The sequence below is a fragment of the Oleiphilus sp. HI0125 genome, assembly GCF_001635355.1.
Genome location: NZ_LWGF01001088.1, coordinates 1 through 26,237, shown reverse-complemented (window position 1 = coordinate 26,237; position 26,237 = coordinate 1). Strand labels below are relative to the sequence as shown.

Here is a 26,237-nt window from a genome sequence, read left to right as displayed (position 1 = left end):
AGATTAGATACATTAAAAAATTTGATTCCTTTTGCTTGCGTGATAGATTGTCTCGCCCATGGTTTGGTGACGATTTTATGCCCTTTTAACAATGCGAGTCTCGACGAAGTTAAAAGAGAAACTGCGAAGTCTTCATTGATTCCACGCAGGATTTTTGACGTTAATTTGATTTAGCCTACCGAGGCTTTTTAAAGGTAAAGAAATGCTTAAATTAGATGCTTTGGACCAATTAAAGCAGCTCAAAAGTGATATTAAAGCTAGCCGTGATTTGCAATTTGGCAGAGTAAAAGGGACAGGGCAGAAGTTCGGTTTTGTTAGCCTTGAAAGTGGCCGAGATGTATTTTTACCGCCGGATGAAATGCTAAAAGTCTTACCTGGCGATCGAATTGAAGTAGAGATCAAAAAAGACGACAAGAACAAAACGTTTGCAAAAGTAGAACGACTGATCGAATCGAATAATAAATTATTCTTTGGTAAATACGTGTCTAAAGGCGCTGCACATTTTGCAGAAGCGGATTTCGATGGTACAAGTCGATGGATCTTTATTCCACCAAATAAACGCGGGAAAGCGAAAGTTGGCGACTTACTTCAGTGCAAGCTTGTTCAACACCCAATTAAAAATGGTAAGCCACAAGCCCACATACTCGATAATCTTGGTAATGAAAAAGATGCAGGTATTGAGTGGACCTACAGTCTGAAAAAACATGGTATTAAAGAAGCTTGGAGTGAAAAATCTGAGCAAGATTTAAAGACATTGACGGAAGACTTGGTCGCTAAGTTATGTGCTGAGAGAGAAGATTTTAGTCAACATGCTTTCTTTACCATTGATGGTGAACGCACGACTGACATGGATGACGCGCTTTGCATTGAAGAAAACTCCGATGGCTGGAAGTTACTCGTTGCTATTGCTGATCCAGAAGCCTTAGTTAAGCATGCTCCGGTCTTAGAGAAAGAAGCTTTGCAACGCGGCGCTTCTTTGTATGCGCCTAATAAAGTTGTTTCAATGTTACCTGAAGAGGTGAGTGCGAACTTAGCCTCATTAGTAGAAGGAAAGACGCGTTTAGCGAAAGTTTTCACGATACAAGTTTCTAAAGATGGTGATGTTGCGCTAGAGAAAATTAGCCTTGGTAGTGTTACTTCGGCGCAAAAACTATCGTATACGCAAGCGAGCGATGATGCACTTGATGGTGTGAATGAGAATGTTCGACCACAAGTGATTGCGCTAAAAGGTCTTGCCGAAGCTCTACTAGAAAAACGTAAGAGCACAGCGAATGTCCAGCCTAGTCGCTCTGACTTTTTTATAGAGCTTAACGCTGACCAGAAAATTGAAGCAATTCACCCACGAACAAGTGTTGCGGCTCATGCATGGGTTGAAGAATGTATGTTAGCTGTGAATCGCTGTGCAGCTCAGTATTTTGCAGAGAACGCAAAATCTGCTTTGTACATCAGTCATTCAGGCGTTCGTGCAGATCGTTTAGAGTCGCTTAGTACAGTATTGAATGAAAAACTTCCTGAATTAAAAGAATTCAGTTTAGCAAACTTAGATGGTTTCGTATCAATATTTCGAGCGTTACAAGCAGATGATGAGCGAGAGTATTTAAGGCAACTAATGCTGAGACAGTTGGATCGAACCGGGTTTAGTCTTGAAAAAGCGCCTCATTTTGCTCTGGGTTTTGACGCTTACACGACCATCAGTTCACCTCTGCGCAAAGCGAATGATTATTTACTACATCGTTTATTAACGTCTCTAATTGAGAGTAATGTTGGTGATAGCTTAACTACTAAAGACCTTGAATCGATTGAAGAGAAGCAAGACGCTATTCGTAAATCTGTTTTCGATATCGAGCAATCATTGAAGTGTGAATATATGACGCGTCAATCTGGTGAGTTTGATGCGGAAGTTGTTCGTGTATTTACTACTGGTATGCAAGTTCGTGTATTAGATAATGGCATTGAAGGTGTGATTGCGACGCGGGATATTGAAGGCAAGTGCAGTTTTAACCAAGATTTGATGCAATTGAAAACTTCAAAAGGCGAATTTACCTTAGCGCAAAAACTAAAGGTTTCATTGAAGCGTGTTGATTGGTCTAAAAAGCAGATTCAATTTTCTCTAGCTTAATTCAGATGTTTTTCTGAAACTTTGTAGGATATATCCTACAAAGTTTCAGAGATCTCCTATATTTTTCCCTAATTACCTCATCTATTATTTGCTCATAGGGACAGCATAAACATACGGAAATGTTGACGGAATCAAGGATGACCGTAGCTAAGGGATGAGACACGGATGGTAATAAGCAGGCATGGATCGCCAGCTTTTCCGTTTACTCCCCCATCCCTATACTTTCCCTTCTCCTAACCTCTTTATCTTGTTACCTATATTCGTGTATCGTGCCCAGAAATTTCATGTGGACGAGCAGAAATATGGTCTCTGGTGGTATTCAACAGTCTTTCTTTAAATTAAAAAATAATCGTATCTTTGAGTTTGTAGTTATTGCGATTATCTTAGTTTCAGCCCTAGAAATTGGCGCTAAAACCTATCATCTCCCTGAAAATGTTATTCCATTTTTAAAGATATTGGATTGGTTTGTAACGATTTTCTTTCTGATAGAAATCAGTATCCGTTTTATTGCAGAACCTAATAAAAAAGCGTTTTTCAAAGATGGTTGGAATGTTTTTGATACCCTTGTCGTAGTGATCAGTCTTATCCCTATCAATGAGAGCGAGATGGCTTTGCTAGCTAGGCTTGTTCGTGTATTCAGGGTTTTACGAATGGTGTCTGTGATTCCTGAACTACGCGTTTTGATTAGCTCACTAGTTAAAGCATTGCCGCAGCTAGGTTATGTAATGCTGCTAATGTTCATTATCTTTTATATCTACGCAGCCATTGGTAGCCACTTGTTCGGTGAGATTAATGAGGTGCTTTGGGGCAATATAGCCATTGCTATGCTGACTTTATTCCGAGTTATGACCTTCGAGGATTGGACTGATGTTCAATATGAAACGATGGAGGTTTATCCTCTAAGTTGGATCTTCTATCTAACCTTTATTTTCTTTACGGCATTTGCATTCTTAAACATGGTGATTGGTATTGTTGTGAGTGTGATGGAAGAAGAAAACCACAAAATGCGAATGCAAAAAAATGAAGAGCAGGGTAAGGAAGAAGTGACGCTTGAAGCTTTGTATAAAGAAATTCAGAGTTTAAAAGAAGAACTAAGAAAAAACGCTCGCGAATAAGCGAGCGTTCTTGTAATGAGTTAAGGGTGTTAACTTATATATTCTGGACCAACTCCAACGCTCCAGATAATGACGCTAATGGCAAACAAGCCGACTAGCATCACTAATCCCACTGTTAAGATAGAGGAGGCAAACATAAACCCTCTATCTTCTGGAATCTTCATTAGGATTGGTAATCCTTCATAAAGGAGATAGACCGACCAACATACTGCGACCACTCCGGCCATCATGTTTACCCAGAGCACTGGATATATCGCGATAGCGCCTATTAGGAATAAAGGCGTTGCGGTATAAGCGGCGAGAATAATACCGTTGTGTTCAGATGCTTCTACGCCATATGTCGCCGCAAAAAAATCAATGAATTTACCAATAATGTATATGCCGCTTAGCATTGCTGCGTAAAACAGAATGCAGAGTTGTGCGGCGCTAGAATTTGTCAGCTTAATAATATCGCCATCGCCGATTTGCCAACCAACGTGAGTTGTCCCGTAATACGCTGCTGCTGCGGGGATAAGTGCGAGAAGAATGATGTGTGTGAGAAAAAGCTTAGGGGCCGATTCATGCTCTTCGCGAATCGTTTGCCATTCTCTGTCAGGGTGAGTCAAGATACCGAAAGTATGCAATATGCTCATAGCGCCTCCGTTGATTATTTTTTTTGGCTGCGTCAATAAGTCTCGACCCATCACTAGAGTTCGTCAAGTAGCAAAAAAGCGAATTGTCTAAAAAATACACAAATATTTGACTAAATTCTGCACTTATTGCTCAAATTTGAATCAGTTTTGGCGGTCGCACTCTTTGTTTGTTTATTTTTGATCTCTTCTAGGCTCGCCTGAAAAGCCTGCTTTGTTGCTACAGATGAGACTTTTTCTTGAAGAAGTGCAGACATTGCTTTTTATTGATGTGTCATCTAGCATTCGCCAACTTTAATATACTTACTAAATTTCAGAGCATGTGAGCAACTCTTTCATATGCTCTATAGCCTCGAAGCAGCGAACGACAAATATGAAAGCATGGTTTAAAGAGATTGAAGCGCAAGAAGAGGGAACAACATTCCCTATCGCGACCGTCATTGAGGAATTAACCTTTGATGAGCAAGGGTTGATTCCGGTAATTGCGCAAGATGCTGAGACTAAGTCGATTTTGATGTTTGCTTGGATGAATCGCGATGCGCTAGAAGAAACTATCGCTACTGGACGGATGTGTTACTGGTCTAGGTCGCGCAAAAGTCTTTGGCGAAAAGGGGAGAGTTCTGGTCATGCTCAGCAATTAAAAGAATTGCGCACCGATTGTGATGGTGATGTTTTGCTAGCAATGATTGATCAAACAGGAGCGGCGTGTCATACCCACCGAAAATCGTGTTTTTATCTGAAATTTGGCGAAAAAGAAGTTGAGATTAATACTGAGTTTTAGCACCAGATTTGGCTTAGTTCAGATAGTAAAAAGGCGACCTAATGAGTCGCCTTTTATATTTATAAGCGTGTGCTTATTTCGCTATTTCAATCAACTCAACTTCAAATAGTAAAGTCTCATTAGGTCCGATTGAGCGATTACCTTGTGGACCATATGCTAGATCAGCAGGAATATACAATTGCCACTTTGATCCTGTAGGCATTAGTTGAAGCGCTTCGGTCCAACCTGCGATCACGCCATTTAACGGGAATGTTGCTGGTTCACCTCGACTAACAGAGCTATCAAATACTTCGCCACTAATAAGGCTGCCGGTGTAATGCACTGTTACAGTATCTGTTGCTGCAGGTTGAGGGCCTTTGCCTTCAGTAAGAACTTTGTACTGCAAACCGCTTTCTAGCGTCACTACGCCTTCTTTATCTTTGTTTGCGCTCAAGAACTCTTCGCCAACAATTTTATTCGCTTCACTAAGTTTTTGTAGTTCAGCAATTTGCTTTTCTTGCATCTCACGCTGATATTCACTCAAGGTTTGAGCTATCTCGTCATCAGTAAGCAATTGAGGTTCATCGTTAAACGCACTTTTCAGACCATTTGCGAACTGATCTAAATCGATATCTTTGAGTTCGTTGCGCATGCGCTGACCAAACATCACACCAAAGGCATAACTGACTTTTGCTTCTTTACTTTCAAACTTAGCAGCGCCGTCTTCAGCTAGTGTAACTGGACTCATTCCAATAAGACTCGCAGTTAGTAAAGGCAAAGCGATTTTTTTTATGTTCATAGTTCTGTTTCCATTCATTTGATGTCAGCCTGAACAGTAGACGGGCAGACATTTTCTTTGAGACCCAAAACCTTAAGGCTTTTGCAGAGGATCTTCCAGAGTCGCAACATTAGGGCTTGTTAATGGTGATGGCCGCCTACACCATGCGCGTGACCATGTGATATTTCTTCTTTTGTAGCTTCTCTAATAGAAATGATTTCAATATCAAACGTCAGATCTTTGCCTGCGAGAGGGTGGTTCGTATCAACATCGACATTGAACTTGCCTGCTTTAACAACCGTGGCCTGGCGAGCACCTTGTTCAGTATTGATGCCAACCGTCATCCCCGGTTTTAATCGCGCTAACTGTTTCTTGTCTCCCATTAAATGTTTAATAAGGACTCTTTGTACTGCGTTTTCATGGCGTGTGCCGTATGCTTTTGCTGCAGGCACTTCAGCGGAAAATATGTCGCCCATGTCTTTCCCTTCCATCTCTGACTCGAGACCCGTAATAATATTCGCATGACCATGTAAATAAGCCATCGGATCGCCGCCATGTGAACTTTCAAGCTCCTCACCGTTGTGGCTCAAACGATAATGAAACTGAACAACCATATTTTTTGAAACTGTCATATAAATTTCTCCGTCTGCAATATTGTAATGTTTCGTCGCGATAGCACCTAAGGTCGTACGAATAAATCCGAAAATAGTGAAATAAATCAGGTGATATCTGGCATTGGAACTAGTATCGCTACGATGAGTATTTGGTACTATTGTGATTCAAGAGAAGCAACATGATTGTAGTTTGTAGTAATGGATAAAGTTCGGAAAAATATAATAGTGCGATGGGCCTTAATTTCTGTCGGCTTTATCTGTGTTGGTTTAGGCATAATAGGCTTGTTTGTTCCAATGATGCCTGGCGTTGTATTTTTACTTATTGCTGCTTGGTGTTTTGCGCGTTCATCAGAACGCTTTCATGATGCATTATTGAGTCATCCCCAGTTAGGGCCTCAAATTGATGCGTGGCATAGTGGAAAAGGTTTTCAAAGAAAATTGCGCATGCGCATCCTAACAATTATGTGGATCAGCATGATTGTCTCGATGTTTATAGCGGCAATATGGTGGGTATGTATTATCATCGCGGTCTGTGGTGTGTGCACCACACTCTATATTCTCAAACAACCTGTTTACGATTAATAAGAAGGCAGCCTAATGGCAATTAATTGGTTCCCGGGCCATATGCACAAAGCCCGTAAGGAAATCAAAAAAGTAATGTCTGACGTTGATGTCGTCATTGAGTTACTTGATGCGCGTATTCCGTTTAGTTCATCAAACCCTTTGGTTGGAAATCTGCGCGGTGAGAAGCCAGTGATTAAGCTTCTTAATAAGGCTGATCTTGCCGACCCAAAAGTCACCGAAGCTTGGCAAGCGCATTTAGAAAAAGATAATGCGGTAAAAAGTTTGGCATTGAGTGCCACCGCTGACGGCAAAATTAAGATGATCGCGAACCTTTGTCGCAAACTCGCTCCTCATAAAGTCGATAGCGATAAAGGTATTAGTGCGATGATCATGGGTATCCCGAATGTAGGGAAGTCGACCTTGATCAATAGCTTGGCGGGAAAAACGATCGCCAAGGTCGGTAACGAACCTGCTGTGACGAAAAGACAGCAAAAAATTAAGCTAGATAATGGCATTACCCTGTCTGATACCCCCGGTATTTTATGGCCAAAGCTTGAACCCGCAACGTGTGGGTATCGTTTGGCGAGCACCGGCGCCGTAAAAGATACAGCGATGGAATATGAAGATGTTGCATGGGAATGTTTGAAAGAGTTCAGAGTGCTTTATCCAAATGCTTTAAAAGATCGCTATGGTTTGAGTGAATTTGGAAGTGACGAGTATGAATTGCTTGAATTTATCGGTAAAAAACGTGGTTGTCTAAAAAGTGGTGGTGTCGTTGATGTTCACCAAGCAGCAACGATTTTTTTACAAGACTTACGGAGCGGCAAACTAGGACGCGTCACTTTGGAGACGCCAAAAATGATGGAAGCCGAAATGGCTGAATTTCGGGCCATGCTTGAGGCAAAACGTGAGCAAGAAGAGCTCGCTAAGAAAGAGAAAGAAGATCGTTCTGGGAAGCGCACTTCTTAGTTGTCTCAAGATCATCAAAATAATAAACGAGTAATAAGATTTAAGTATGGAAACCTTTCTTCGACGCTTGGAGATTTTACGTTACCTCCAACAGCGTAATGCTGCCAATCTTGAACCTGCGGGTACGGATCAAATTATTCAACATTTGATCGATGGAGATTATGTGGGTGAAGAGGAGCGCGATGAGAAAAGTTTGATGCGCTTAATTCAGAGAGATTTAAAATTTTTGTTGGGCGAATACGACGAAGAAGATGATAGCTATTTCAATCACTTTGATCTCCGCTCGATTCGAGGCCAACGTAAAACATTACTCTGGGAAGTCAGTCCCTATCACGATGTGAGTTACGAGTTCGAAAAAATGCCATCGTTTATGGCGCTCGCGCTAACTCTGACGCGTAAACACTTGAATCAGGTATTACCTAGCGCAATTCAGAATGATCTTGCTCAGCTATTTTTTAATGCTGAGCATAAAATGAAACAAAGCGAGAGAAAGCTGAATGACAAACAGTACACTCGCTTGAGTAACGCTGTTGAGTTTTATCAGCGTGGTCAAAGCCTACGTACACCTGATTTTGATATGCACACGCTCGATAATATTTATCAGGCAATTTTAAATGGCCGGCGCGTTAAGTTTGCATATCAAACCTCTAATGGTCGAAAAGAATATGATGTTCATCCTTTTGGTGTGACTATCATGCTTCCCAAACTCTATCTTGTTGGCGTCAAAGATGATGATGCGCGCGATGGAAATTTAGAAGAGTTTCGAACCTTTTTGATTCACCGTATTGAAGATTTAGAGGTTTCGCGATTTTCAAATGCAGTTCCAGAAGACTTTAAACTCAAAGAATATCTGGATGCAGGAAATACTGATGTTCTTGTAGATCGTGACGCAAATAGCTATGACTTAGAGGTAGATCTCTACACGCAAAGAGGCAGTCATTTGTTGCGTGATCTGCAAGACAGTCCTCTAAATGAAACGCAAAGTCTTAACGAGATATCTGATGGGCATTGGCGTTTATCCGCTAGGGTAAAACACACCGTGCAATTGAGGAATTGGCTGCTAGCGTTAGGCGCTCAGGCAAAGGTTACTGCTCCACAGGTCATACGAAATGAGCTGTCGGATTACCTCAGCGCCATGCAACAACACTATACATAACATACCAGCTTAAGAGATTGGCTCGACCAATACTAAACGCATGGCTTTCCCTTCGAAGATTTCATTGATGGTTTCTCTCACGCTGTGAATGTTGTCAGCTTGAACGCGGAAACGGAATTTAGTGCCTTTCTGAGTAAATGCATTAACACGGAACATAATTTTTCTCCTGATGATTGATGGCGGTATTGCCTATCGACAGGAGTAAATATATCGCCTAAAACGACCGGAAATGTCGCCATGTCTAGGGACAATTAAATAATGCTGATATTCAAAGAATTTTATTTCAGTAAATGATCGAGACTTAATGCATATGCCGGTGCAAAGTTTTCGAGGAAGTAGAGTACTTCTGGCTGTTGTTCCTCGTTCAAACGTTTGAGTATTTCTTGTGCTGCATGCTCAAACTCTTTATTTCCAGCACGCAATTCTGCTTGGCATTTTAAGAGGGCAGATAATCTATCGGCCGCTTTCAATAAACGTTGATATACCTCGGGTAATTCATGCTCTATTAATACACCTTTAAATGCTTCATGCATTTCTGTTGGTAATAGATTGAGCAGTTCTTTTTCGGCGCGTTGCTCCACGCCTTTGTATGCATTTCGCATGGCCTTACTGTGATATTTGACCGGTGTTGGCATATCCCCCGTGATGACCTCAGTGGCATCGTGATACAGACCACAAGTCGCTAATTTATGAGCATCAATCTTATTGTTAGGATTTTGGTTGTTATGTATCACGCCTAAGACATGCGCCAGTGTGCCAACTTCCCAAGAATGGGTTGCAACATCTTCGGGAATGGCATTGCGCATTAGACTCCAACGCTGGATCCAGCGAAGACGGCTGATATATGCAAAAAAATGACTCATAATTTTATTCGCTCTTTGAAACAGTATTTACAATAACAAGTGGAGTTTGACCATGGCAAAAAAGGATCACAAGACAATGCAGCGATGCGGCTGGTGTGGAGACGACCCAATCTACCAGCACTACCATGATACCGTCTGGGGACGGCCAGTTTACGATGATCAAACTTTGTTTGAAAAGCTTTGTTTAGATGGCCAGCAAGCAGGACTAAGTTGGATAATGATTCTGAAAAAGCAAGCGACATACGAAGCCGCCTATGATGGGTTCGATGCGAAAAAGATTATCCAATATGACCAAGCTAAACGTGATGCATTACTTAATGATCCAGGAATCATTCGGAACAAACTGAAGGTCGAGTCGATCATCAAGAATGCTAAAGGCTTTCTAGAGTTTGAAAAAGAAGAGCAAAGTTTTAGTGAATTCTTGTGGGCATTTGTGGGTGGTGCGCCAATACAAAATACATTTAATAGTCTTGATGAGGTGCCTGCTGAAACAGAAGAATCAAAGGCTATGTCAAAAGCGCTTAAAAAAAGAGGTTTTACCTTTGTTGGTCCGACTATCTGCTACGCTTTCATGCAAGCCGTTGGCATGGTCAATGATCACCTTCAAGCTTGCCCGTGTTGGGAGGAATGCCGACAAGAAAGTATGTAACAGTTTAAAGCGCCGAAGGATGGGAGTTTGTTATGGATAAGAATATTGAAAACGTACTGCACTTTTGGTTTGAAGAGTTGGAGCCAAATCATCATTGGATCAAAGACGCCAAGCTCGATGAGGATATCGACAAACGCTTCGGTCAGTTACATATTGAGGCTAAAAACGGCGAGCTTGCCCATTGGCGTGATTCAGCAGAAGGGCGTCTAGCTGAAATCATTATTCTTGATCAATTTACCCGTAACATTTATCGCGATGAGGCAGATAGTTTTTCTTGTGATACCTTGGCGGTAACACTTTCTAAAGAAGCAATTAATCTAGGTTGCGATAAAGAGTTGAGCGTGACGCAGCGAGCGTTTATCTATATGCCTTTGATGCATAGTGAAGAAAAAACCGATCATGAACTGGCTTTGCAGGTATTTGATCAAGAAGGTTTAGAAAACAATTTAGACTTTGAGAAACGTCATTTTCGTATTATTGAGCGCTTTGGGCGATACCCTCATCGAAATGCTCTTTTAGGTCGCGACTCTACCGAGCAAGAGGTTGAATTCTTAACTCAGCCGGGCTCTTCGTTTTAATCAATATTCAGAATTTTGTGGGTTTGCAGCGTCAGTCGCCACTGAGGGTTTGCGAGACAATAATCTAGCGCGAGCTGAGTGTTAAACTGCTTTACTGAGTCCTGCTTGCTTTGTTCGAGTGGATTTGCTTTAGGCGATAAGAAAAAATACTCGCAATCAAACGCTTCAAACTGTTCAGGTTTGGCAAGTTCCTGAGGGAATACCAGTTTTAGTTCATTCGCTCGAGTCAATTTTAGTGTTGCGTCTGCTTTAGGGCTAATGCAAATCCAATCAATGCCTTCTGGCGCTTCTAAGGTACCGTTTGTTTCGATCGCAACCTCAAAGCCAAGTGAATGCATTTTATCAATCAAGGCTTTATCTAATTGTAATAGAGGCTCTCCACCCGTAAAAATCACGTAGGGCTCTGAGCGGCCGTTCTGATCTGCGCTTGGCCACATCTCGTAAATGGCCTTACTCAACTCTTCTTCATTAGCGAATGTGCCACCATTTTGGCCATCAGTACCAACAATGTCCGTATCGCAAAAATCGCAGATGGCATCGGCTCTTGAATCTTCTCGTCCATTCCAGAGATTACATTTACTGAAGCGACAGAACACTGCAGCACGTCCTGCGCGTGCGCCTTCACCCTGTAAACTATAAAACATCTCTTTAACTCTATACGCCACGTTCCGAACCCTGATGTAATTAATCGGTGACGAGCTGATGCAATGCTCGATTACGTTCGTTCATGAGCTGCGCTGCGTCGCGCGCATTCTGCATTACTTCAGTCATATTTTCGAGTGTTGGTTGCGTCATACTTTCAGACGTAGATAAGGTGGGGGATGTATTAAGGTTTGAAGAGTCGTTTTGATAGGTTTTATTGATCAGACTTGGATCCATACCTGAGATCGTTTGGAGTGCTTCGGGTTTCAGTTGCGCACTTTGTACATTCTTTTGATTGGATGGTTTTTCATCACTGAAATGCCACTGCCCATGTTCGTCTTGCCAACGATAATATTCTAGAGAGCTCTTTGTCTCGGAAGCATTGTTCACCTGAGACTCTTTAGGTTCATCTGTGTAGATGCCACCAGAGCTAGGTGTAATGGCGCTTATTAGTTTGTCTGGCATTTCTTTAATATTGAGAAAGTCACCACCGGCTTGATAGTCTGCATAAAACGGTAAACTTAGTGCACCCACTAAAATAATGACAGAAAACAAGCGATACACCCATTTCACAGAATAGTCTCCAACATCTTTTTCAAAGAAGGCTCTGACCAGTTAACGCGGCTACCTAGTCTCAAATTCTCCTTAAGTGTAGCTGTTAATTCTTCGGATTCTGGCGCAATCTCTAATCTGAGCTGACATAACTGGCCTTGGTAGGCTTTTTCTGCTGCAAGCTCCGCATCGAGATAGTGCTGTTTTAAAGATGAGTTGCCATAGTGATTAGCCCGTTGACGGAGCTGCCGCGTAGGCTTAATTAAATCGAAATAGTAATCTTGTTGAATTTTAAGAATTTGCTCTGCTTGAGATCCCAATCTTTTTTTCTGTTTTGATGACCAAAGTGCAAACAGACATAAATTGATATCCAGATCCTTATGATCTTGAGCGTGCATTAGTATGTTCTTAATGTCTTCTTGCTTCCAAAGCATTATTGAAAACTGCCAGAAGTGTTCAGCATTATTATCTTTGTTCATAATCTAGAGCGTCAATGCGTTGATGTACGCGCTATTATCCGCTACCTTGCGCGGCGAGTTCTACCTGAAGTGATGATTCATGCTTAAGATTACTGAAATGACACTGCGTCGAGGCCCTGAGCCGCTGCTTGAAAACGCAGACGCCAACATAGCGGATGGACAACGCGTTGCGATTGTTGGGGCGAATGGCGCGGGTAAAACGAGTTTATTCAAACTTCTGTTGGGTGAATTGTCGACGGATGCAGGTGCTTACCATTTACCCGGTAATTGTCGCATTGCGCATATGGCGCAAGAAGTCGAAAGTTCCGAGCGTTCGGCGCTTGACTATGTCATGGATGGACACCATGTTTTTCGCCGCTTGCAAGAACGCCTGGAGCTCGCGCAAGAGCAAGAAGACAATCATGTTATTGCTAACATCCATGGTGAACTCGAATCGATCAATGCCTATCAAATACCCGTTGATGCCAAAAAACTCTTACACGGATTAGGATTTTCAGAAAGCGAGTTATATTCGCCCGTTGCAAGCTTCTCTGGTGGTTGGCGTATTCGACTGAATTTGGCACAAGCACTAATGTGCCCATCCGATTTACTGTTGTTAGATGAACCAACTAACCACTTGGATCTTGACGCCATGCTTTGGCTCGAGCAATGGCTGAAGCGCTATCAAGGCACACTTCTATTTATCTCGCACGATAGGGATTTCATCGATGCAGTAGCAACGAGTATCTTGCACTTTGAGCATCGTCAGTTACATCAATATACCGGTACTTATTCAGACTTCGAGCGACTAAGAGCCGAGAAGCTAGCGCTACAGCAGTCACAATATGCCAAGCAACAGCAGCGTATTTCTGAGATTCAGTCATTTGTAAGTCGCTTTAGAGCTAAAGCGACAAAAGCCAAGCAAGCCCAAAGTCGTTTGAAAGAGCTTGAACGAATGGAACTCATCGCGCCTGCACACGTTGATTCACCATTTAGTTTTAGCTTTTCTGAATCAGATAAAACGTCTAGCCCTTTGTTGAATTTGTCTCATGTAGATCTGGGCTATCAGGATACAAGCATTATCCATGACTTCTCATGTGCAATATTGCCGGGCCAACGCATTGGTCTGTTAGGGCCAAACGGGGCAGGTAAGTCGACTCTAATTAAATCATTGGTTGATCAACAAACCTTGTTACGAGGCGAGCGAACGCACGGAGAGCATTTACACATTGGTTACTTTGCTCAGCATCAGCTGGAAGCGCTTGATATGAATGCGAGTCCAATTTTGCATCTACAAAGACTCACGCCATCGGCAACGGAACAAAGCATTCGTAATTTTTTAGGAGGCTTTAATTTTCGAGGTGATGATGCGACCGGCACTATTGAGAAATTCTCCGGCGGAGAAAAGGCGCGATTGGCGCTTGCAATCATTGCCTGGCAAAAACCTAATCTACTGCTTTTAGATGAGCCAACTAACCATTTGGATTTAGAGATGCGCCACGCTTTAACGCTGGCACTACAAGAGTTCTCGGGCGCCATCGTGGTGGTGTCTCACGATCGTCATTTGTTAAAGAATACAGTCGATGATTATTGGTTGGTCGCTGAAGGTAAAGTCGATACCTTTGAAGGCGATTTGCAAGACTATGAGCGTTGGTTAGAGGGATTTCATCGACAGCTTCAAGAGCCCGATAATTCTGAGTCGAATACGCTCAATGAATCTGCTGGTGAGACCAGTGAACAGCGTAAAGAGCGAAAGCGCCAAGAAGCCGAAGCGCGCAAAAAGTTAAGTCCCTTGAAGAAACAGTTGGCCAAACTAGATGCAAGCTTAGAAACGCTACAAAGTGAGTTGTCGGCCATTGAGAATGAGTTGGCATCTCCTTCTATTTACGATGATGAAAACAAGCAGCGATTAAAAGCCTTGCTTGAAAAGCGTGGCGATCTAAGCACTGAAGTAGAAGAAATTGAACTGCAATGGTTTGATCTACAAGAACAGATCGAAGAGTTAGAAAACCGAAATTAGCAACATTAATTTTATAAGAATTTGCATTGCGTTAACAAAACTCGCATTGAGAAGATTCAGTACGCTGACATACTCAATAAGTTAATGAGCAAAACCTCGAGCAAAAATACCCACTTGCAGAGCGATGCTTTCAAATGTATTCAGGATGTATTGAATGATAAGTGCCTTGCCTATGACAAAGCAGGAACATAGCGGTTTAGTGTCGGCCAAACTGGTCGTAGATTTGCTTTGCTATTTAACTGTTCCGCTGTTAATGATTTTCGGCACGAAATCATATTTAACAGGGCACGAAACATACGGCTTAAGTCTTATTGGTTTTTCGGGTTTAGTGCTTTCTAGTTTCTTTGCCTATAAGTTCTTTGGACGCTGGCGCTTTCATCGTAATTTTCTAGCAACATCCTATACCTTTTTTTATTTCTATCTACTTATCTCTGGTGGAGAAGGCGGAACCGGTATCTACTGGCTCTATGCCTATCCACTTCTCGTGTTCTCAATTATGGGGATGCATGTTGGGACATTAGTGCTTGCCGCTATTTTAACAGCATCGGTGTTTATCCTATTTCTGCCAGGTATGTTCGGCCTAGAGTTGGTATACAACAGTAATACGAAGATGCGTTTCATTGGCTCAATGATGTTTGTCACGATCATGGCGTACACCATGGAGAGGGCTAGAGTGTCAGCTGCTTTAGCGCATTCGAAGGTGAGTAAAGCTTTAGAGGATCTAGCGAGAACAGACGAACTGACAGGATTGCTGAATCGTCGTGGCGTTTCTGAACGTATCGATAACGAACTGATTCGTTCTCAACGAGAAGGGCAGGAATTTAGTATCGTTATCTGTGACGTTGATTACTTCAAAAAGATAAACGATCGCTTTGGCCATGATATTGGCGACCAAGTACTGGTGCAGCTAGCAGAAAAATTGCAAGCCACAGTTCGAGGAAGTGATAGCGTCGCGCGGTGGGGCGGAGAAGAGTTTATTGTTTTACTGCCGAATACGAGTATTGAACAAGCGTATCAATTGATCGAACGGATTCGTGAATCTATTGAGCAAGAGCGATTTATGTATTCTTCGCGTCGCGTGAAGGTTTCGATTAGCTGTGGTTTAGCTTCAACTAAGTTCTCGTCAGGCTTTTCTGGGCTTCTTAAAGCGGCAGATATCAGTTTGTACGAAGCAAAAGAAGAAGGGCGAAACTGTACTCGCCCTATTATCAAAAAAGCGTCTTAAGCGGCGCTTAAGCTTTCGCCTTCGAACGCTACGCCTTCCCAGCCAAATTCGATAAAGTTTCGAATATTTTGGTGATCAGTCCCTTCTGGGTTTTCGAGCACGTCTTTTCTGTAGAAGTCTCCAAACAAATGCAGCGCGAGCTGTGCATCCAGATTCTGGCGTTGCGCGTATGCCAATAACTTACAAGAGCCCTGATTTTCGCCTAGCTTGTTTTCTTGGTTTCCTACCTTAAATGCAATAGGTGTGAATGCGTAATTTTCTTCAATCACCGCAATACTTGTTTTAAAGTCAATGGACTCAGGTGATTGGCGCAATTGTGCTAAAAACTCTTGTTCTGTCATGTTTTGATGTCTCCATATTGAATGGGCGTGGAGCTTATCAAAAGTGTGCAAATCTAAACAGTAAGTGGCGTAAAAGACGACATGGATATACGGATTAAATTCCCAACTCAATTGAGTGATATTAACGAACAAGAGTTTGATAGCTTATCTGATCCTGATCAGCCTTTTATGCGCTATGCCTTTTTAAAGGCATTGGAATTGTCTGAGTGTGTGTGCGCGAAAACTGGCTGGGAGCCTTATCATTTTTCGGTGTGGACGAAAGGTGGCCGTTTGCTTGCATTTTCCCCGGTCTATAAAAAGCGTCATTCCTACGGGGAGTATGTGTTTGATTGGGCATGGGCAGATGCCTATGCGCGCCATGGTTATAACTATTACCCGAAGTTGCTGGCGAGTATCCCTTTTACGCCTTCTGTCTCTGCACGTATTTTGTTTGACGCTACCGCAATCAAATGGGCCGAGCTGGAGTCTCTATATTCTCAAACCATAGAAAAGCACTGCCTTGATCATGACTTTAGCTCTGCGCACATATTGTTTCCAGATGCGAACCACTCTGAACATGCTTCAGAACTTTGGGGGCATCGAAAGGGGGTGCAATACCATTGGTTTAATAAAGGCTATCAAAACTTTGAGGATTTCTTAGATTGTTTAAGTTCGCGCAAACGGAAGAATATTCGTAAAGAGCGTCGCCAGTTATCTGATCAAGGTATTCACTACCAATGGATTGAGGCGAACGCTCTGAGTGAAGGTCAGTTTGAAGACTTCGTGGCCTGTTATCAGAGTACTTACCATGTCAGAGGTCAAGCGCCATACTTGAATAGAGTGTTCTTTGAACGCTTATTCCGTTCAATGCCAGAACACTGTTTGCTTTTGTTTGCGTTTGACGCTGACGAAAGAGTGATCGCTAGCGCGCTGTTTATTAAAGGTGAATCGAGCCTATATGGGCGTTATTGGGGAGCATTAAAAGGCATTCCTTTGCTGCATTTTGAAGTGTGTTATTACGCAGGTATTGAGTACTGTATTGAACATGGTTTGAAGCGTTTTGATGCAGGAGCTCAAGGTGAACATAAATTACTGCGCGGATTTGAGCCGGTGACGACGCATTCTTTGCACTATATACAGCACCCTGAATTTCGCGGCGCAATTGATCGATTCTTAGATGAGGAGCGAGAGCATATTGAGCAGTTTAATGAGGATGCGAAACGTTGGCTGCCCTACAAAAATGTAAGCCATAGCTGAATTTTAAGCACATTTATGAAAAGGCTTTACTTGGTTAAAAAATAACATTAGAATTCGCGCCCCTAAACAAACTGCGTTAAAAACCTCTTAACGGTGGTTTTAAGCAGTTAGAACGAATTTTTAAACGTATTAATGGTAATTTGAATGCCTTCTGTAAAAGTTAAAGAAAACGAGCCATTTGATATCGCTCTTCGTCGCTTTAAGCGCTCTTGCGAAAAAGCTGGTGTATTGTCTGAAGTTCGTCGTCGCGAGCACTACGAGAAGCCAACAACTGTTCGTAAGCGTAAAGCAGCTGCAGCGGTTAAGCGTCACGCTAAGAAAGTTCAGCGTGAACAGCGTCGTTTCGAGCGTCTTTACTAAGATCAGTAAACGCTTATGTCCCAAAATGGGCTGAAGGCCAGCATTAGCTCAGCAATGAAAGACGCTATGCGCGCTAAAGAAAAAGAGCGCCTAGCAACTATTCGTCTTATCCTTGCTGAGTTCAAGCGTATAGAAGTCGACGAGCGTATCGAATTGGATGACGCACGTTGCTTAGCTGTATTAGATAAAATGCTAAAGCAGCGAAAAGACTCGTTTACACAATACACAGATGCTGGTCGTGATGACCTTGCCGACGTGGAAGCAAAGGAAATTGAAGTGATTCAAACCTTTCTTCCTAAAGCATTATCCGAAGACGAAATTAATTCGTTACTCGAAGATGCTGTTAGCGAATCTGGCGCAGAGTCAGTTCGTGACATGGGCAAGGTTATGGCTATTCTCAAACCACAGCTACAAGGTCGAGCAGACGTTGGCGCAGTGAGTGGTCTAGTAAAAAAACGTCTATCAAGTTAATCTGCTACCGCTACATTTTTTAAGTGCCTCTACTTAAAGTTTCTCTATCGGCGGAATAATCTATGGCAGGTCAAATTCCTCAAAGCTTTATTGAAGAACTGCGCGAGCGAGTGCCGCTTGTTGATGTTGTTTCTTCAAGAATCAAGCTAAAGAAAGCTGGAACTAGCTACAAAGCCTGCTGCCCATTCCATAACGAAAATACTCCCTCTTTTAACGTCAATGCGCAGAAGAATTTCTATCATTGCTTTGGTTGTGGTGCGAGCGGTGATGCGATCTCATTCTTGCGAGAGTATGACAATCTCAATTTTGTTGAAGCAGTAGAAGAACTTGCCAAGATCGCGGGTGTTGAAGTGCCGCGAGACCAGCGTCTGCAGCAAGCATATGACGAAACGAAGCCATATTTTGAAGCTTTAGATGCCGTAGATAGGCGTTATAGAGAAGCTCTCGCTAATCATACCAGTAAAGATGTCGCACAGCGTTATATAAAAATGCGCGGTTTAAGTGATGAGGTGATTGAGCGTTTTGGTATCGGTTATGCGCCAGCTGAACGAGATTTTGTTGGAGGTCAGGCGGGAGACCGGCAGCTTGCTAAGCTCGTTGAAATGAAATTGGTCTCGCAAAAGTATGAGCGACCTTTTGATCTGTTTCAGAACCGTTTGATGTTTCCTATTCGGAACATGCGTGGCAAGACTGTTGGTTTTGGTGGAAGAACCTTAGGCGACGATAAAGCAAAGTACATCAACTCTCCCGAGTCTCGTGTTTTTCACAAAAGTAACGAGATTTATGGGCTGTTCGAAGCATCTAGAGCCCTTAGAAGTATTGAAAAGCTTCTTGTTGTTGAGGGTTACATGGATGTGGTTTCTCTTGCTCAGCACGGGATTGATTATGCTGTAGCAACTTTGGGAACTGCGACTAACGCAGAAAACTTAGGTCAGCTATTACGTCGCTGCAAAAAACTGATTTTCTGTTTTGATGGTGATGCTGCGGGTATGAGAGCTGCTCAAAAGGCGATGGATAATTTGCTGCCGATGTATGAAAACGGTATGCAATTTAGCTTTTTAATTCTCCCTCAGGGAGAAGATCCTGACACCTTAATTCGCGAAGAGGGTGCGGATAATTTTGAGAAACGTATCGAGCGAGCTTTACCGCTTTCTGAGTTCTTTTTTCAGGTTCACACGCAGGGCTTAAATCTTGATTTGCCAGAAGATCGGGGCGTTCTTCGTAGCAGAGTGCAAGAGATCTTAAATGATTTACCTAAGAGTGCATTAAAGTCGGGCTTGTGGGACCGTCTTAAAGAGCTAACTAGTCCGCGTAAGAAGTTTTCTGAGCCGGGGCGTCAAGTGACACGTGAGAGCTCCGAGATTCGTGTAATTCGTACTAAAGATATCGCGATTTGTTTAGGACTATACTTCGCTCCAGAAAGACATCAGGCACTCAATGATTTAGACATTACCTTCCAGTCTGAAACAGCGGCGATGTTTGTTGGGTTCATAACCAAGTTTAAGATCATGTCGCAGCAAGATTTGATGTATCAACTTGCCGTTGATCAGCAAGGTTATCGCGAGCGATTTTTTGATTTGTTTTCGGGGATTGAAGCGATTCCAGAGCCTGATATCGCGATTGAAGAATTAGATTTCATAATAAAACGCGCAATCGAACAAAAAAAACGTGTTGATGCGCTGCGAGCAGCTAAGCTTATAACATCACCCGATCAACTAACCGACGAAGAGCGCAGCCAAGCTCAAGCAGTAACCACTCGAATATCTGAGCATCTTTAATTGTTAATAAGCTTGATTTCTGTGTTTATGATCGCACTTTTCCTTTGTGGGTGATTAATTATTCCGTATAATGGCCGACTATTTTTTAATCGGCCACCAGACAATAGGGTGAACATGCCAACAGATTCACAACAGTCGCGTTTAAAAGTACTGATTGCTCGCGGTAAAGAGCAAGGGTATTTGACTTACTCTGAAGTAAACGACCACTTACCTGAAGATATTGCTGATCCGGATCAGGTTGAAGACATTATCCGCATGATCAATGACATGGGGATTCAGGTAGTAGAAACAGCGCCAGATTCCGACTCTCTTCTTATGTCCGACGGCGACTCTACTGATGAAGTAGCTGCCGCGGAAGCCGCCGCAGCACTTGCAGCAGTAGAAACAGAAGCTGGACGAACCACTGACCCTGTTCGCATGTACATGCGTGAAATGGGTACTGTAGAACTTCTTACGCGTGACGGCGAAATTCGTATCGCGAAACGTATTGAAGAAGGCTTACGTGATGTGATGGCATCACTTGCGCATTTCCCCGGTTCGGTTGCTTCTATTGTCGCTTTGTATGATCAAATCGTAGAAGACGAAGGTCGTCTTACAGATGTATTAACTGGCTATCTTGATCCAGAAGCGGAAGCGAATATTCCTGTTCCTGTAAATCCTACCGAAGCGAAAGAAAATTCTGATGATTCGGACGATGAAGAGGAAGAAACAGATAACGGTCCAGATCCAGAAGAAGCGCGAGAGCGTTTTGAAGCGATCCGTGTTCAGTTAGACAAAGCGCTTCGTACTGAAGAGAAGCATGGCCGTGCAAGCAAAGAAACAATCAAAGAGCTTAACGAGTTAGGTGAGCTGTTTGCACCTCTTAAGCTGAATGCTAAACAGTTCGATTACTTGGTAGCTTCTGTTCGTTCAGCGAACGATGTGGTTCGTGTGAATGAGCGTAATGTCTTGTCGATTTGCTCTCGCGAGTGCGGCATGGATCGCAAAGAGTTCATTAAACGTTTCCCTGGTAATGAAGCGAATTTAAACTGGGTGAACGAACTTCTCGAAGAGAAGCATGCCGCTTCTGCCAAACTTGATTTGTACAAAGATGAAATCGTACGTTCGCAACGTAAGATTGCATTTATTGCAGAAGAAGTTGGATTGACGGTCGCGCAGTTGAAAGACGTGAACCGTCGTATTTCAATCGGTGAAGCGAAGGCGCGTCGTGCCAAGAAAGAAATGGTCGAGGCGAACTTGCGTCTTGTTATCTCGATTGCGAAAAAATACACCAACCGTGGTTTGCAGTTCCTTGATCTGATTCAGGAAGGCAACATTGGTTTGATGAAAGCCGTAGATAAGTTTGAGTATCGTCGCGGTTATAAGTTTTCTACTTACGCAACTTGGTGGATTCGTCAGGCGATTACGCGTTCTATTGCAGACCAAGCGCGTACAATCCGTATTCCAGTGCACATGATCGAAACGATCAACAAGTTGAATCGTATTTCTCGTCAGATGTTGCAAGAAATGGGTCGTGAACCAACGCCTGAAGAGCTTGGTGAACGCATGGATATGCCGGAAGAGAAGGTACGTAAAGTACTGAAGATCGCTAAGGAGCCAATCTCTATGGAAACACCAATCGGTGACGATGAAGATTCGCATCTTGGTGATTTTATCGAAGATACTATGGCTGAATCTCCAGTGGATACAGCAACAGGTGAAGGTCTTAAAGAAGCAACACGTAGTGTTCTTTCTGGTTTGACTGCTCGTGAAGCGAAAGTACTTCGTATGCGTTTTGGTATTGAAATGAATACGGACCACACTTTGGAAGAAGTTGGTAAGCAGTTTGATGTAACGCGTGAGCGTATTCGTCAGATAGAAGCCAAAGCGTTGCGTAAATTACGCCACCCAACGCGCTCTGATCATTTACGCAGCTTCTTAGACGAATAATCGTCTAGCAAAGTTTAAAGGGGCGCATTATAATGCGCCCCTTCTTCATTTAAGGCTCTCTTAGATGAAGAGATCCCCCTTCGCTCATTTTCGAAAGAGCAAAGCAAGAATGGGCCTTTAGCTCAGTTGGTTAGAGCACCCGACTCATAATCGGTAGGTCCCCAGTTCAAGTCTGGGAAGGCCCACCATTTTTGCTTGAATTTTATCCCTTCTGGTGTGGGAACCATATGTTGGCCATCTGGCCACTTTATGGTCTTCTAGGTTAACAAATTTGGCCATATGCCAAAGCGGAACGTAGCAAAAAGTGTCCCTATGGTAGCTTTGTTATGCATTTTGGGTGCATGAACCCTCAAACTAATGCATGATAGGACTAACCTTATATGGCTCACCCGTAGCCAGTATGCCCCATGCAGTTCAAACGGTTTTATTGGCGAGTGCGATGCAGCAAAGAAGGCTTTTGTGTTTACTTCTGACGCTTAGCGCCGCAACGATAAGTGGCATCGCCTCGGCAAAAGTAGAACGTCGAACCCAACCGTACTTTTTCTTCACAATCAACTTCAGACCAGTGTATGAGTTCACCAAAGCGGTAATCATTATCATAAATGCCGTCGTAGCCTTCAGCTTTACAGATTTCCTTCGCTTTGGTCGCCATTGATAGTTCTACCTGGTTTCTAGCTCCTTCTGGGCTGCCGGATTCGTACCCAAATAAGCCCAACGGCGAATTATTAATATCAGTATCGGTCCAGCTTAGGGGTCGTTGCAGAGTATAGATGTAGCACCACTTGTTTTTAGGAATGCCGGCGGCAGGTATTCGTACGCCATGCTCGTCCTCAGGCATACATTGTGGCTTGTTGGGCTTTTGTGGCTTGGAAGTGGTGGCAGAGGAAGACTGGGTCTCGCTAGCCACTTGTTGTTGTGATGGGCGATTATTGGTGCCATGCCCACCTTGATAGCTTTGACTATTGGTCTGGCTATCTTGAGCGCTTGAGCGGTTTTGGGAATCAATCTTTTGCCACTGGTTGTTCATCTTCACATAAGTTGTGCCAGCTACCGATTTCTTCGTTGGCTGCTGGTGGGCGGTATTAGCACGATTCGATGAGCTGCTTACGCCCGTACTTGGTGCATTGTATTTGATTGCGGCAGTTTTAGCAGAAGAAGGATTGTTGCTCTGCTCTTGGATAGCTTGATGCTGTTTATACTCTGCTTGCTCGCGCTTCTTCATTTCGGCAATACGGTTAATCTGTTCACGGCTTTCTGCGAAGATTTCGTCGGTGGTTTTACTGCCATGGTATTTTGATCGTAGATTAGTGAGGTTATCGGTGCTACCGCTGATGATGTCTTTGGAATAGGCGGTAAGGAATTCAGCTTTTGCATTGCCGCTAAGGCTTGAGCTATCGGCCATTGCAACACCAGCTCCTAGCGCTGCAACCATGCCCCAGTTGATATCCCAAGCGGATTCTTTTTCGCGCTCGCGTTCACGAAGCTTGAGCTCTGCTAGGTAATTGAGGTCATCCTGATATTGCTGCTGGAAGGAGGTTAAGATATCGCCATCCTTCACCTCTACTAGTTTAATCTTGGTGCCGATTCGATAATTTTCATGGGCGTAGACGCCATATTCGCTCTGACCTTTGTAGCGAATTTCACCAATGAACACTAGGTTTCCCAGCAAATGGACCTGATAAAAACGATTGTCGAGGTAGGACACGCCTGTCGTATCAGGGTGTTTGCGGAATATATATCGGTTTGAATTATAGTTACCCTCGGGCCCGCCCATGGAAGGCAAAAATATAAAGGTGCCTTCGAACTCTGCGCCATTTTTATGATGGTAAATACCTTTACTTGGATAATTGACATCCAGATCACGGAAAGGGTATTTAATTCGCGTTAACTGACCGATGAAATAATCACGGTCATGTTCATACCCGAAAACTAACAACCCCTCACTTGGGACGTCTCTATCGTAATAGGTTTTAACAGTTTTTCCGTCAAAGGAAACTTGATAGTAGCCATCAACCACAGCGCCATCTTTCCAACGGCCTTCGATCTCTAATTGGTCAGGAGCGCGCATCTTACCATAACCGTTTTCACAGTCGCCCTCGACACATACAGCGATCCCTCTTTCGTTTGGCAGCACCGTATAGGGCTGTCCGTGTTCATTGACGCTGGGCATCGAGGCACAGGAGAGCAATGTGACAGATAGCACCACAGAGGCAAGATTCTTCATGATTCTTTGTCCAAAATAATACAGCAGCGTGATCGCGGCTGAAGGCAGATTAAAACTTAGAAGGTTTCGCAGCTTTCTGAAATGACTTTTACACCTTGGTCATAACAGGTTTCTGCACCCATAATAGAAGCCAGGGACTTGGTGCGGTATTCCTGTAAACCGTGCCGTTTGAAGTCTTTTATGCGGGTAATGCTTTGAATGCGATTACCTTTGTAAGTAACGTGTTTAATACGGCCGTCTGGGAAATAGGTGGTTTCGACGGTATCGATAATACCCGGCATATCTTGAGATTCGCTGATGAGGTAAGTGCTATAGGCCTTGTTGCTGTCCCCATTTGGCGAGCCTGTACTCATAACCATATACTCCCATTTAGGGTCGTTCATGTACTCGACATCCATGATAGTCTTGGTGAGAGAGATGGAGTAGTCGTCAGCTAGGTCCATCACCATGGTAGATTGATTATCTACTTTAGAGCTTGACTCGGTTTTGGTGCCGTTGCCAAGGTCGATTTCCATAGTAGTGGCCAAGCTAGAGGTTTTTTTGACTACTCGATTCGATGGACTATCGCAGTCATCACCCGCAGGGGCGTAGGTGAGGGTATGGTCATCGCTAAGGTACTTTGTGTAATCCAAGCCTTCGGCAGCGTTTGACGTGTCATCACTTTCCATTTGCGCTAATAATGAACCTGACTCTTCTTTTTTCTCTGTGTTTTTTACTTCAGATGCAGCCAGTCTCTTTTGTATTGCTTCCTGAAACTCAGCGTAAGAGTTGTAGGTCTCTCGCGTATCGTCACATAATTGCCAACCAGTTAGGTTATAGAAATCAAGGTTTCTAGTGACGTAGACGTTGTGGTACTCATCGAAGATTTGAGCTAGCTGTACATACTTAGGGTCACTTAGGTTGGCGTGTTGGCCGACTGATGCCCCGGACTCCATGATAATTTGCTGATTAACTTGGTCCATCTGATAGTTGACCATTGCCTGCATACATCCGGTAGTACTTAGTACTGTGCCAGCGAGCAGTGAACCGTGGATTAGTTTCATAACTTCCCTTAACAAATTGAGTTTCTAAATTTTAGATGGTATCAAAGTTAGCGTGTTGATTTGCACCCAAAACTGGCCCATCAACCCCCTAACCCCCTATATTTGCATCGAATTTTGACCCACGTGCAAACCTATTCCTGCTTCCATTGAGCAGGAGATTTAGGAGTGATAAACGTGGCACTAATAAGTGTAATTCGACAGCGACACTCCCGTGAAGGCTTACCCTTCCGAGAGATCTCTCGCCGAATCGGAGTTTCGCGCAGTACTGTGCGTAAATACATCAACAACGAAGAACTTGATTCCAAGTATCCAGCCCGTAAAAGTCCAAGTAAGTTAGATGATTACGAGCGTACGTTGAGGAGCTGGCTGTTTCGCAAGCGGAACGCTACCACAAACAACGTAAATCCGTGAAGCAGTCATATCATGACTTGGCAAATGAAAAGTGGCAAGCAAGAAGTACAAGGCAGGCCCAAATCAAAACGCACGCGTCTTCGCTTAGGTTTTGCCGGCGATGATTTTAGTTACGCGATATCTCTCTTCTTACCGACACGATCTCGCTCCGCATTTGCTCTCGATCCCGAAATCAAAAAAGAATGCATATGGGCGGGAGAACGCTACTACCCTGCTCGCGTGCTGATCGATCGTGATGGGCCGATATTGAAATCTAGATCGGGACGGTCTTGGGATACTCTTAGTACACATATTCCACACTACGAAACGAGTTTTTCGCACAGCTCAGACCCGCAACGCGCTCCCGAAATCATCCAACTTCGCGATAAAATTGATCACTGGCACTTCTATGACCACTTTCGAACTGACAGTGCTGCGCCAGGACGGCAATCTTACCTTGGAAGCCGCACAACCATCTTATCTGACGATGGGCATGACCTTGCTGCTGCCCTCCAAACGGTTATAGAAATCGGCAACGAACAAGCCTTATATGAAACCATTGAAGAAGCATTTTACAGTACGCGCTTAGACATTAGCCGACATCAAATCCCCTTCATGCTCAATGCCCGCTTCATGTAGGGGGCTGACATTTAGTGATGCGAAAGCCTTAAAATAGTTGCTGTGACCTAACAATAAAGCCATCAGATAATTAACTGAAAAACTATATAAATAAACAAGTGTAATGGAATCAAGAAGATTTGAGGTGATCGCTTC

General features: G+C 43.3%; 29 protein-coding genes and 1 tRNA gene. 18 read left to right on the top strand and 12 right to left on the bottom strand.

What is annotated here, in order from left to right; genetic code table 11:
- Positions 1-202 precede the first annotated feature (202 nt).
- Together A3762_RS18715 and A3762_RS18710 are read left to right on the top strand one after the other, a co-directional pair.
- The gene (locus A3762_RS18715) at positions 203-2,119 is read left to right on the top strand and encodes a VacB/RNase II family 3'-5' exoribonuclease (protein ID WP_068483452.1); all 1,917 of its coding nucleotides are present in this window, start codon (positions 203-205) and stop codon (positions 2,117-2,119) included.
- Between the two features lie 302 nt (positions 2,120-2,421).
- The gene (locus A3762_RS18710; RefSeq protein WP_068757100.1) at positions 2,422-3,234 is read left to right on the top strand and encodes an ion transporter; all 813 of its coding nucleotides are present in this window, start codon (positions 2,422-2,424) and stop codon (positions 3,232-3,234) included.
- A gap of 29 nt (positions 3,235-3,263) precedes the next feature.
- On the opposite strand, the gene A3762_RS18705 is transcribed toward A3762_RS18710, so the two are convergent.
- Complete coding sequence (locus tag A3762_RS18705; RefSeq protein WP_068483464.1) at positions 3,264-3,866, bottom strand: Yip1 family protein; 603 nt, start codon at positions 3,864-3,866, stop codon at positions 3,264-3,266.
- A 370-nt stretch (positions 3,867-4,236) separates the two neighbouring features.
- On the opposite strand from A3762_RS18705, the gene hisI reads away from it, so the two are divergent.
- Positions 4,237-4,644 carry a phosphoribosyl-AMP cyclohydrolase gene (gene hisI / locus A3762_RS18700; RefSeq protein WP_068482893.1) on the top strand — a complete coding sequence of 136 codons (408 nt, stop codon included), beginning with the start codon at positions 4,237-4,239 and terminating at the stop codon, positions 4,642-4,644.
- Positions 4,645-4,717: 73 nt separating this feature from the next.
- Here the strand turns inward: hisI and A3762_RS18695 are convergent, their stop codons facing one another.
- Together A3762_RS18695 and A3762_RS18690 are read right to left on the bottom strand one after the other, a co-directional pair.
- Positions 4,718-5,422 (bottom strand): FKBP-type peptidyl-prolyl cis-trans isomerase, encoded by a 705-nt coding sequence (locus A3762_RS18695; protein WP_068483446.1) that lies wholly within the window; start codon positions 5,420-5,422, stop codon positions 4,718-4,720.
- A gap of 119 nt (positions 5,423-5,541) precedes the next feature.
- Complete coding sequence (locus A3762_RS18690; RefSeq protein ID WP_068480409.1) at positions 5,542-6,033, bottom strand: peptidylprolyl isomerase; 492 nt, start codon at positions 6,031-6,033, stop codon at positions 5,542-5,544.
- Between the two features lie 207 nt (positions 6,034-6,240).
- Here A3762_RS18690 and A3762_RS18685 point away from each other — a divergent pair, with 207 nt between their 5' ends.
- Genes A3762_RS18685 through A3762_RS18675 form a run of 3 tightly spaced genes read left to right on the top strand, consistent with a single transcriptional unit; the run spans position 6,241 to position 8,704 of the window.
- Positions 6,241-6,597 (top strand): YbaN family protein, encoded by a 357-nt coding sequence (locus A3762_RS18685; RefSeq protein WP_197469386.1) that lies wholly within the window; start codon positions 6,241-6,243, stop codon positions 6,595-6,597.
- A gap of 15 nt (positions 6,598-6,612) precedes the next feature.
- Entirely contained in the window at positions 6,613-7,548 is a 936-nt protein-coding gene (ylqF, locus tag A3762_RS18680; RefSeq protein WP_068757098.1) for a ribosome biogenesis GTPase YlqF, read from the top strand.
- A gap of 46 nt (positions 7,549-7,594) precedes the next feature.
- Complete coding sequence (locus A3762_RS18675) at positions 7,595-8,704, top strand: YafY family protein (protein WP_068757096.1); 1,110 nt, start codon at positions 7,595-7,597, stop codon at positions 8,702-8,704.
- A 9-nt stretch (positions 8,705-8,713) separates the two neighbouring features.
- Here A3762_RS18675 and A3762_RS26630 read toward each other — a convergent pair whose 3' ends face one another.
- A complete protein-coding gene (locus tag A3762_RS26630) occupies positions 8,714-8,860 on the bottom strand; it encodes a hypothetical protein (RefSeq protein WP_156493583.1) in 147 nt (48 codons plus the stop codon).
- Positions 8,861-8,982: 122 nt separating this feature from the next.
- A complete protein-coding gene (yfbR, locus tag A3762_RS18670) occupies positions 8,983-9,567 on the bottom strand; it encodes a 5'-deoxynucleotidase (RefSeq protein WP_068480578.1) in 585 nt (194 codons plus the stop codon).
- Between the two features lie 52 nt (positions 9,568-9,619).
- Here yfbR and A3762_RS18665 point away from each other — a divergent pair, with 52 nt between their 5' ends.
- Positions 9,620-10,216 carry a DNA-3-methyladenine glycosylase I gene (locus tag A3762_RS18665; protein ID WP_068757094.1) on the top strand — a complete coding sequence of 199 codons (597 nt, stop codon included), beginning with the start codon at positions 9,620-9,622 and terminating at the stop codon, positions 10,214-10,216.
- 32 nt (positions 10,217-10,248) lie between these two features.
- Positions 10,249-10,794, top strand: a complete 546-nt coding sequence (locus A3762_RS18660; protein ID WP_068757091.1) for a DUF924 family protein — start codon at positions 10,249-10,251, stop codon at positions 10,792-10,794.
- On the opposite strand, the gene queE is transcribed toward A3762_RS18660, so the two are convergent.
- From queE to A3762_RS18645, 3 genes are read right to left on the bottom strand one after another with little or no spacing between them, the layout of a single operon-like run.
- Entirely contained in the window at positions 10,791-11,438 is a 648-nt protein-coding gene (gene queE, locus A3762_RS18655) for a 7-carboxy-7-deazaguanine synthase (RefSeq protein WP_068483430.1), read from the bottom strand. The two genes, A3762_RS18660 and queE, sit on opposite strands and share 4 nt — an antisense overlap.
- A gap of 40 nt (positions 11,439-11,478) precedes the next feature.
- Positions 11,479-12,009 (bottom strand): DUF4124 domain-containing protein, encoded by a 531-nt coding sequence (locus tag A3762_RS18650; RefSeq protein ID WP_068474608.1) that lies wholly within the window; start codon positions 12,007-12,009, stop codon positions 11,479-11,481.
- On the bottom strand, positions 12,006-12,467 hold the full coding sequence (locus tag A3762_RS18645; protein WP_068483426.1) for a DUF2390 domain-containing protein: 462 nt from the start codon (positions 12,465-12,467) through the stop codon (positions 12,006-12,008). Before A3762_RS18645 ends, A3762_RS18650 begins: the two co-directional genes overlap by 4 nt.
- A 79-nt stretch (positions 12,468-12,546) precedes the next feature.
- Between A3762_RS18645 and A3762_RS18640 the strand changes: the two genes are divergently transcribed.
- Together A3762_RS18640 and A3762_RS18635 are read left to right on the top strand one after the other, a co-directional pair.
- A complete protein-coding gene (locus A3762_RS18640; protein WP_082869237.1) occupies positions 12,547-14,466 on the top strand; it encodes an ATP-binding cassette domain-containing protein in 1,920 nt (639 codons plus the stop codon).
- A 172-nt stretch (positions 14,467-14,638) separates the two neighbouring features.
- Positions 14,639-15,691, top strand: a complete 1,053-nt coding sequence (locus A3762_RS18635; RefSeq protein WP_197469385.1) for a GGDEF domain-containing protein — start codon at positions 14,639-14,641, stop codon at positions 15,689-15,691.
- On the opposite strand, the gene A3762_RS18630 is transcribed toward A3762_RS18635, so the two are convergent.
- Complete coding sequence (locus A3762_RS18630; protein ID WP_068474055.1) at positions 15,688-16,032, bottom strand: HopJ type III effector protein; 345 nt, start codon at positions 16,030-16,032, stop codon at positions 15,688-15,690. The two genes, A3762_RS18635 and A3762_RS18630, sit on opposite strands and share 4 nt — an antisense overlap.
- A gap of 81 nt (positions 16,033-16,113) precedes the next feature.
- On the opposite strand from A3762_RS18630, the gene A3762_RS18625 reads away from it, so the two are divergent.
- From A3762_RS18625 to A3762_RS18600, 6 genes are all read left to right on the top strand, one after another.
- Positions 16,114-17,268, top strand: a complete 1,155-nt coding sequence (locus tag A3762_RS18625; protein ID WP_068757087.1) for a GNAT family N-acetyltransferase — start codon at positions 16,114-16,116, stop codon at positions 17,266-17,268.
- 144 nt (positions 17,269-17,412) lie between these two features.
- A complete protein-coding gene (gene rpsU / locus A3762_RS18620; protein ID WP_068451124.1) occupies positions 17,413-17,628 on the top strand; it encodes a 30S ribosomal protein S21 in 216 nt (71 codons plus the stop codon).
- Positions 17,629-17,643: 15 nt separating this feature from the next.
- Positions 17,644-18,099: a GatB/YqeY domain-containing protein gene (locus tag A3762_RS18615; protein ID WP_068474061.1), complete on the top strand. Its 456-nt coding sequence runs from the start codon at positions 17,644-17,646 to the stop codon at positions 18,097-18,099.
- 62 nt (positions 18,100-18,161) lie between these two features.
- The gene (gene dnaG / locus A3762_RS18610) at positions 18,162-19,877 is read left to right on the top strand and encodes a DNA primase (protein WP_068757085.1); all 1,716 of its coding nucleotides are present in this window, start codon (positions 18,162-18,164) and stop codon (positions 19,875-19,877) included.
- A gap of 114 nt (positions 19,878-19,991) precedes the next feature.
- On the top strand, positions 19,992-21,806 hold the full coding sequence (rpoD, locus tag A3762_RS18605; protein ID WP_068474067.1) for an RNA polymerase sigma factor RpoD: 1,815 nt from the start codon (positions 19,992-19,994) through the stop codon (positions 21,804-21,806).
- A 111-nt stretch (positions 21,807-21,917) separates the two neighbouring features.
- Positions 21,918-21,994, top strand: a tRNA-Ile gene (locus A3762_RS18600).
- A gap of 275 nt (positions 21,995-22,269) precedes the next feature.
- Here the strand turns inward: A3762_RS18600 and A3762_RS18595 are convergent.
- Positions 22,270-24,030, bottom strand: a complete 1,761-nt coding sequence (locus A3762_RS18595; protein ID WP_068757084.1) for a hypothetical protein — start codon at positions 24,028-24,030, stop codon at positions 22,270-22,272.
- A gap of 56 nt (positions 24,031-24,086) precedes the next feature.
- On the bottom strand, positions 24,087-25,073 hold the full coding sequence (locus A3762_RS18590) for a hypothetical protein (RefSeq protein WP_068757082.1): 987 nt from the start codon (positions 25,071-25,073) through the stop codon (positions 24,087-24,089).
- A gap of 165 nt (positions 25,074-25,238) precedes the next feature.
- On the opposite strand from A3762_RS18590, the gene A3762_RS28915 reads away from it, so the two are divergent.
- Both A3762_RS28915 and A3762_RS18585 read left to right on the top strand, forming a co-directional pair.
- Complete coding sequence (locus tag A3762_RS28915; RefSeq protein WP_156493582.1) at positions 25,239-25,484, top strand: helix-turn-helix domain-containing protein; 246 nt, start codon at positions 25,239-25,241, stop codon at positions 25,482-25,484.
- Positions 25,485-25,496: 12 nt separating this feature from the next.
- Positions 25,497-26,102 (top strand): AAA family ATPase, encoded by a 606-nt coding sequence (locus tag A3762_RS18585; RefSeq protein WP_068756691.1) that lies wholly within the window; start codon positions 25,497-25,499, stop codon positions 26,100-26,102.
- Here A3762_RS18585 and A3762_RS28465 read toward each other — a convergent pair.
- Positions 26,049-26,237 (bottom strand): hypothetical protein (locus tag A3762_RS28465; RefSeq protein ID WP_231878860.1); only part of this gene is annotated, 189 nt, incomplete at its 5' end. The two genes, A3762_RS18585 and A3762_RS28465, sit on opposite strands and share 54 nt — an antisense overlap.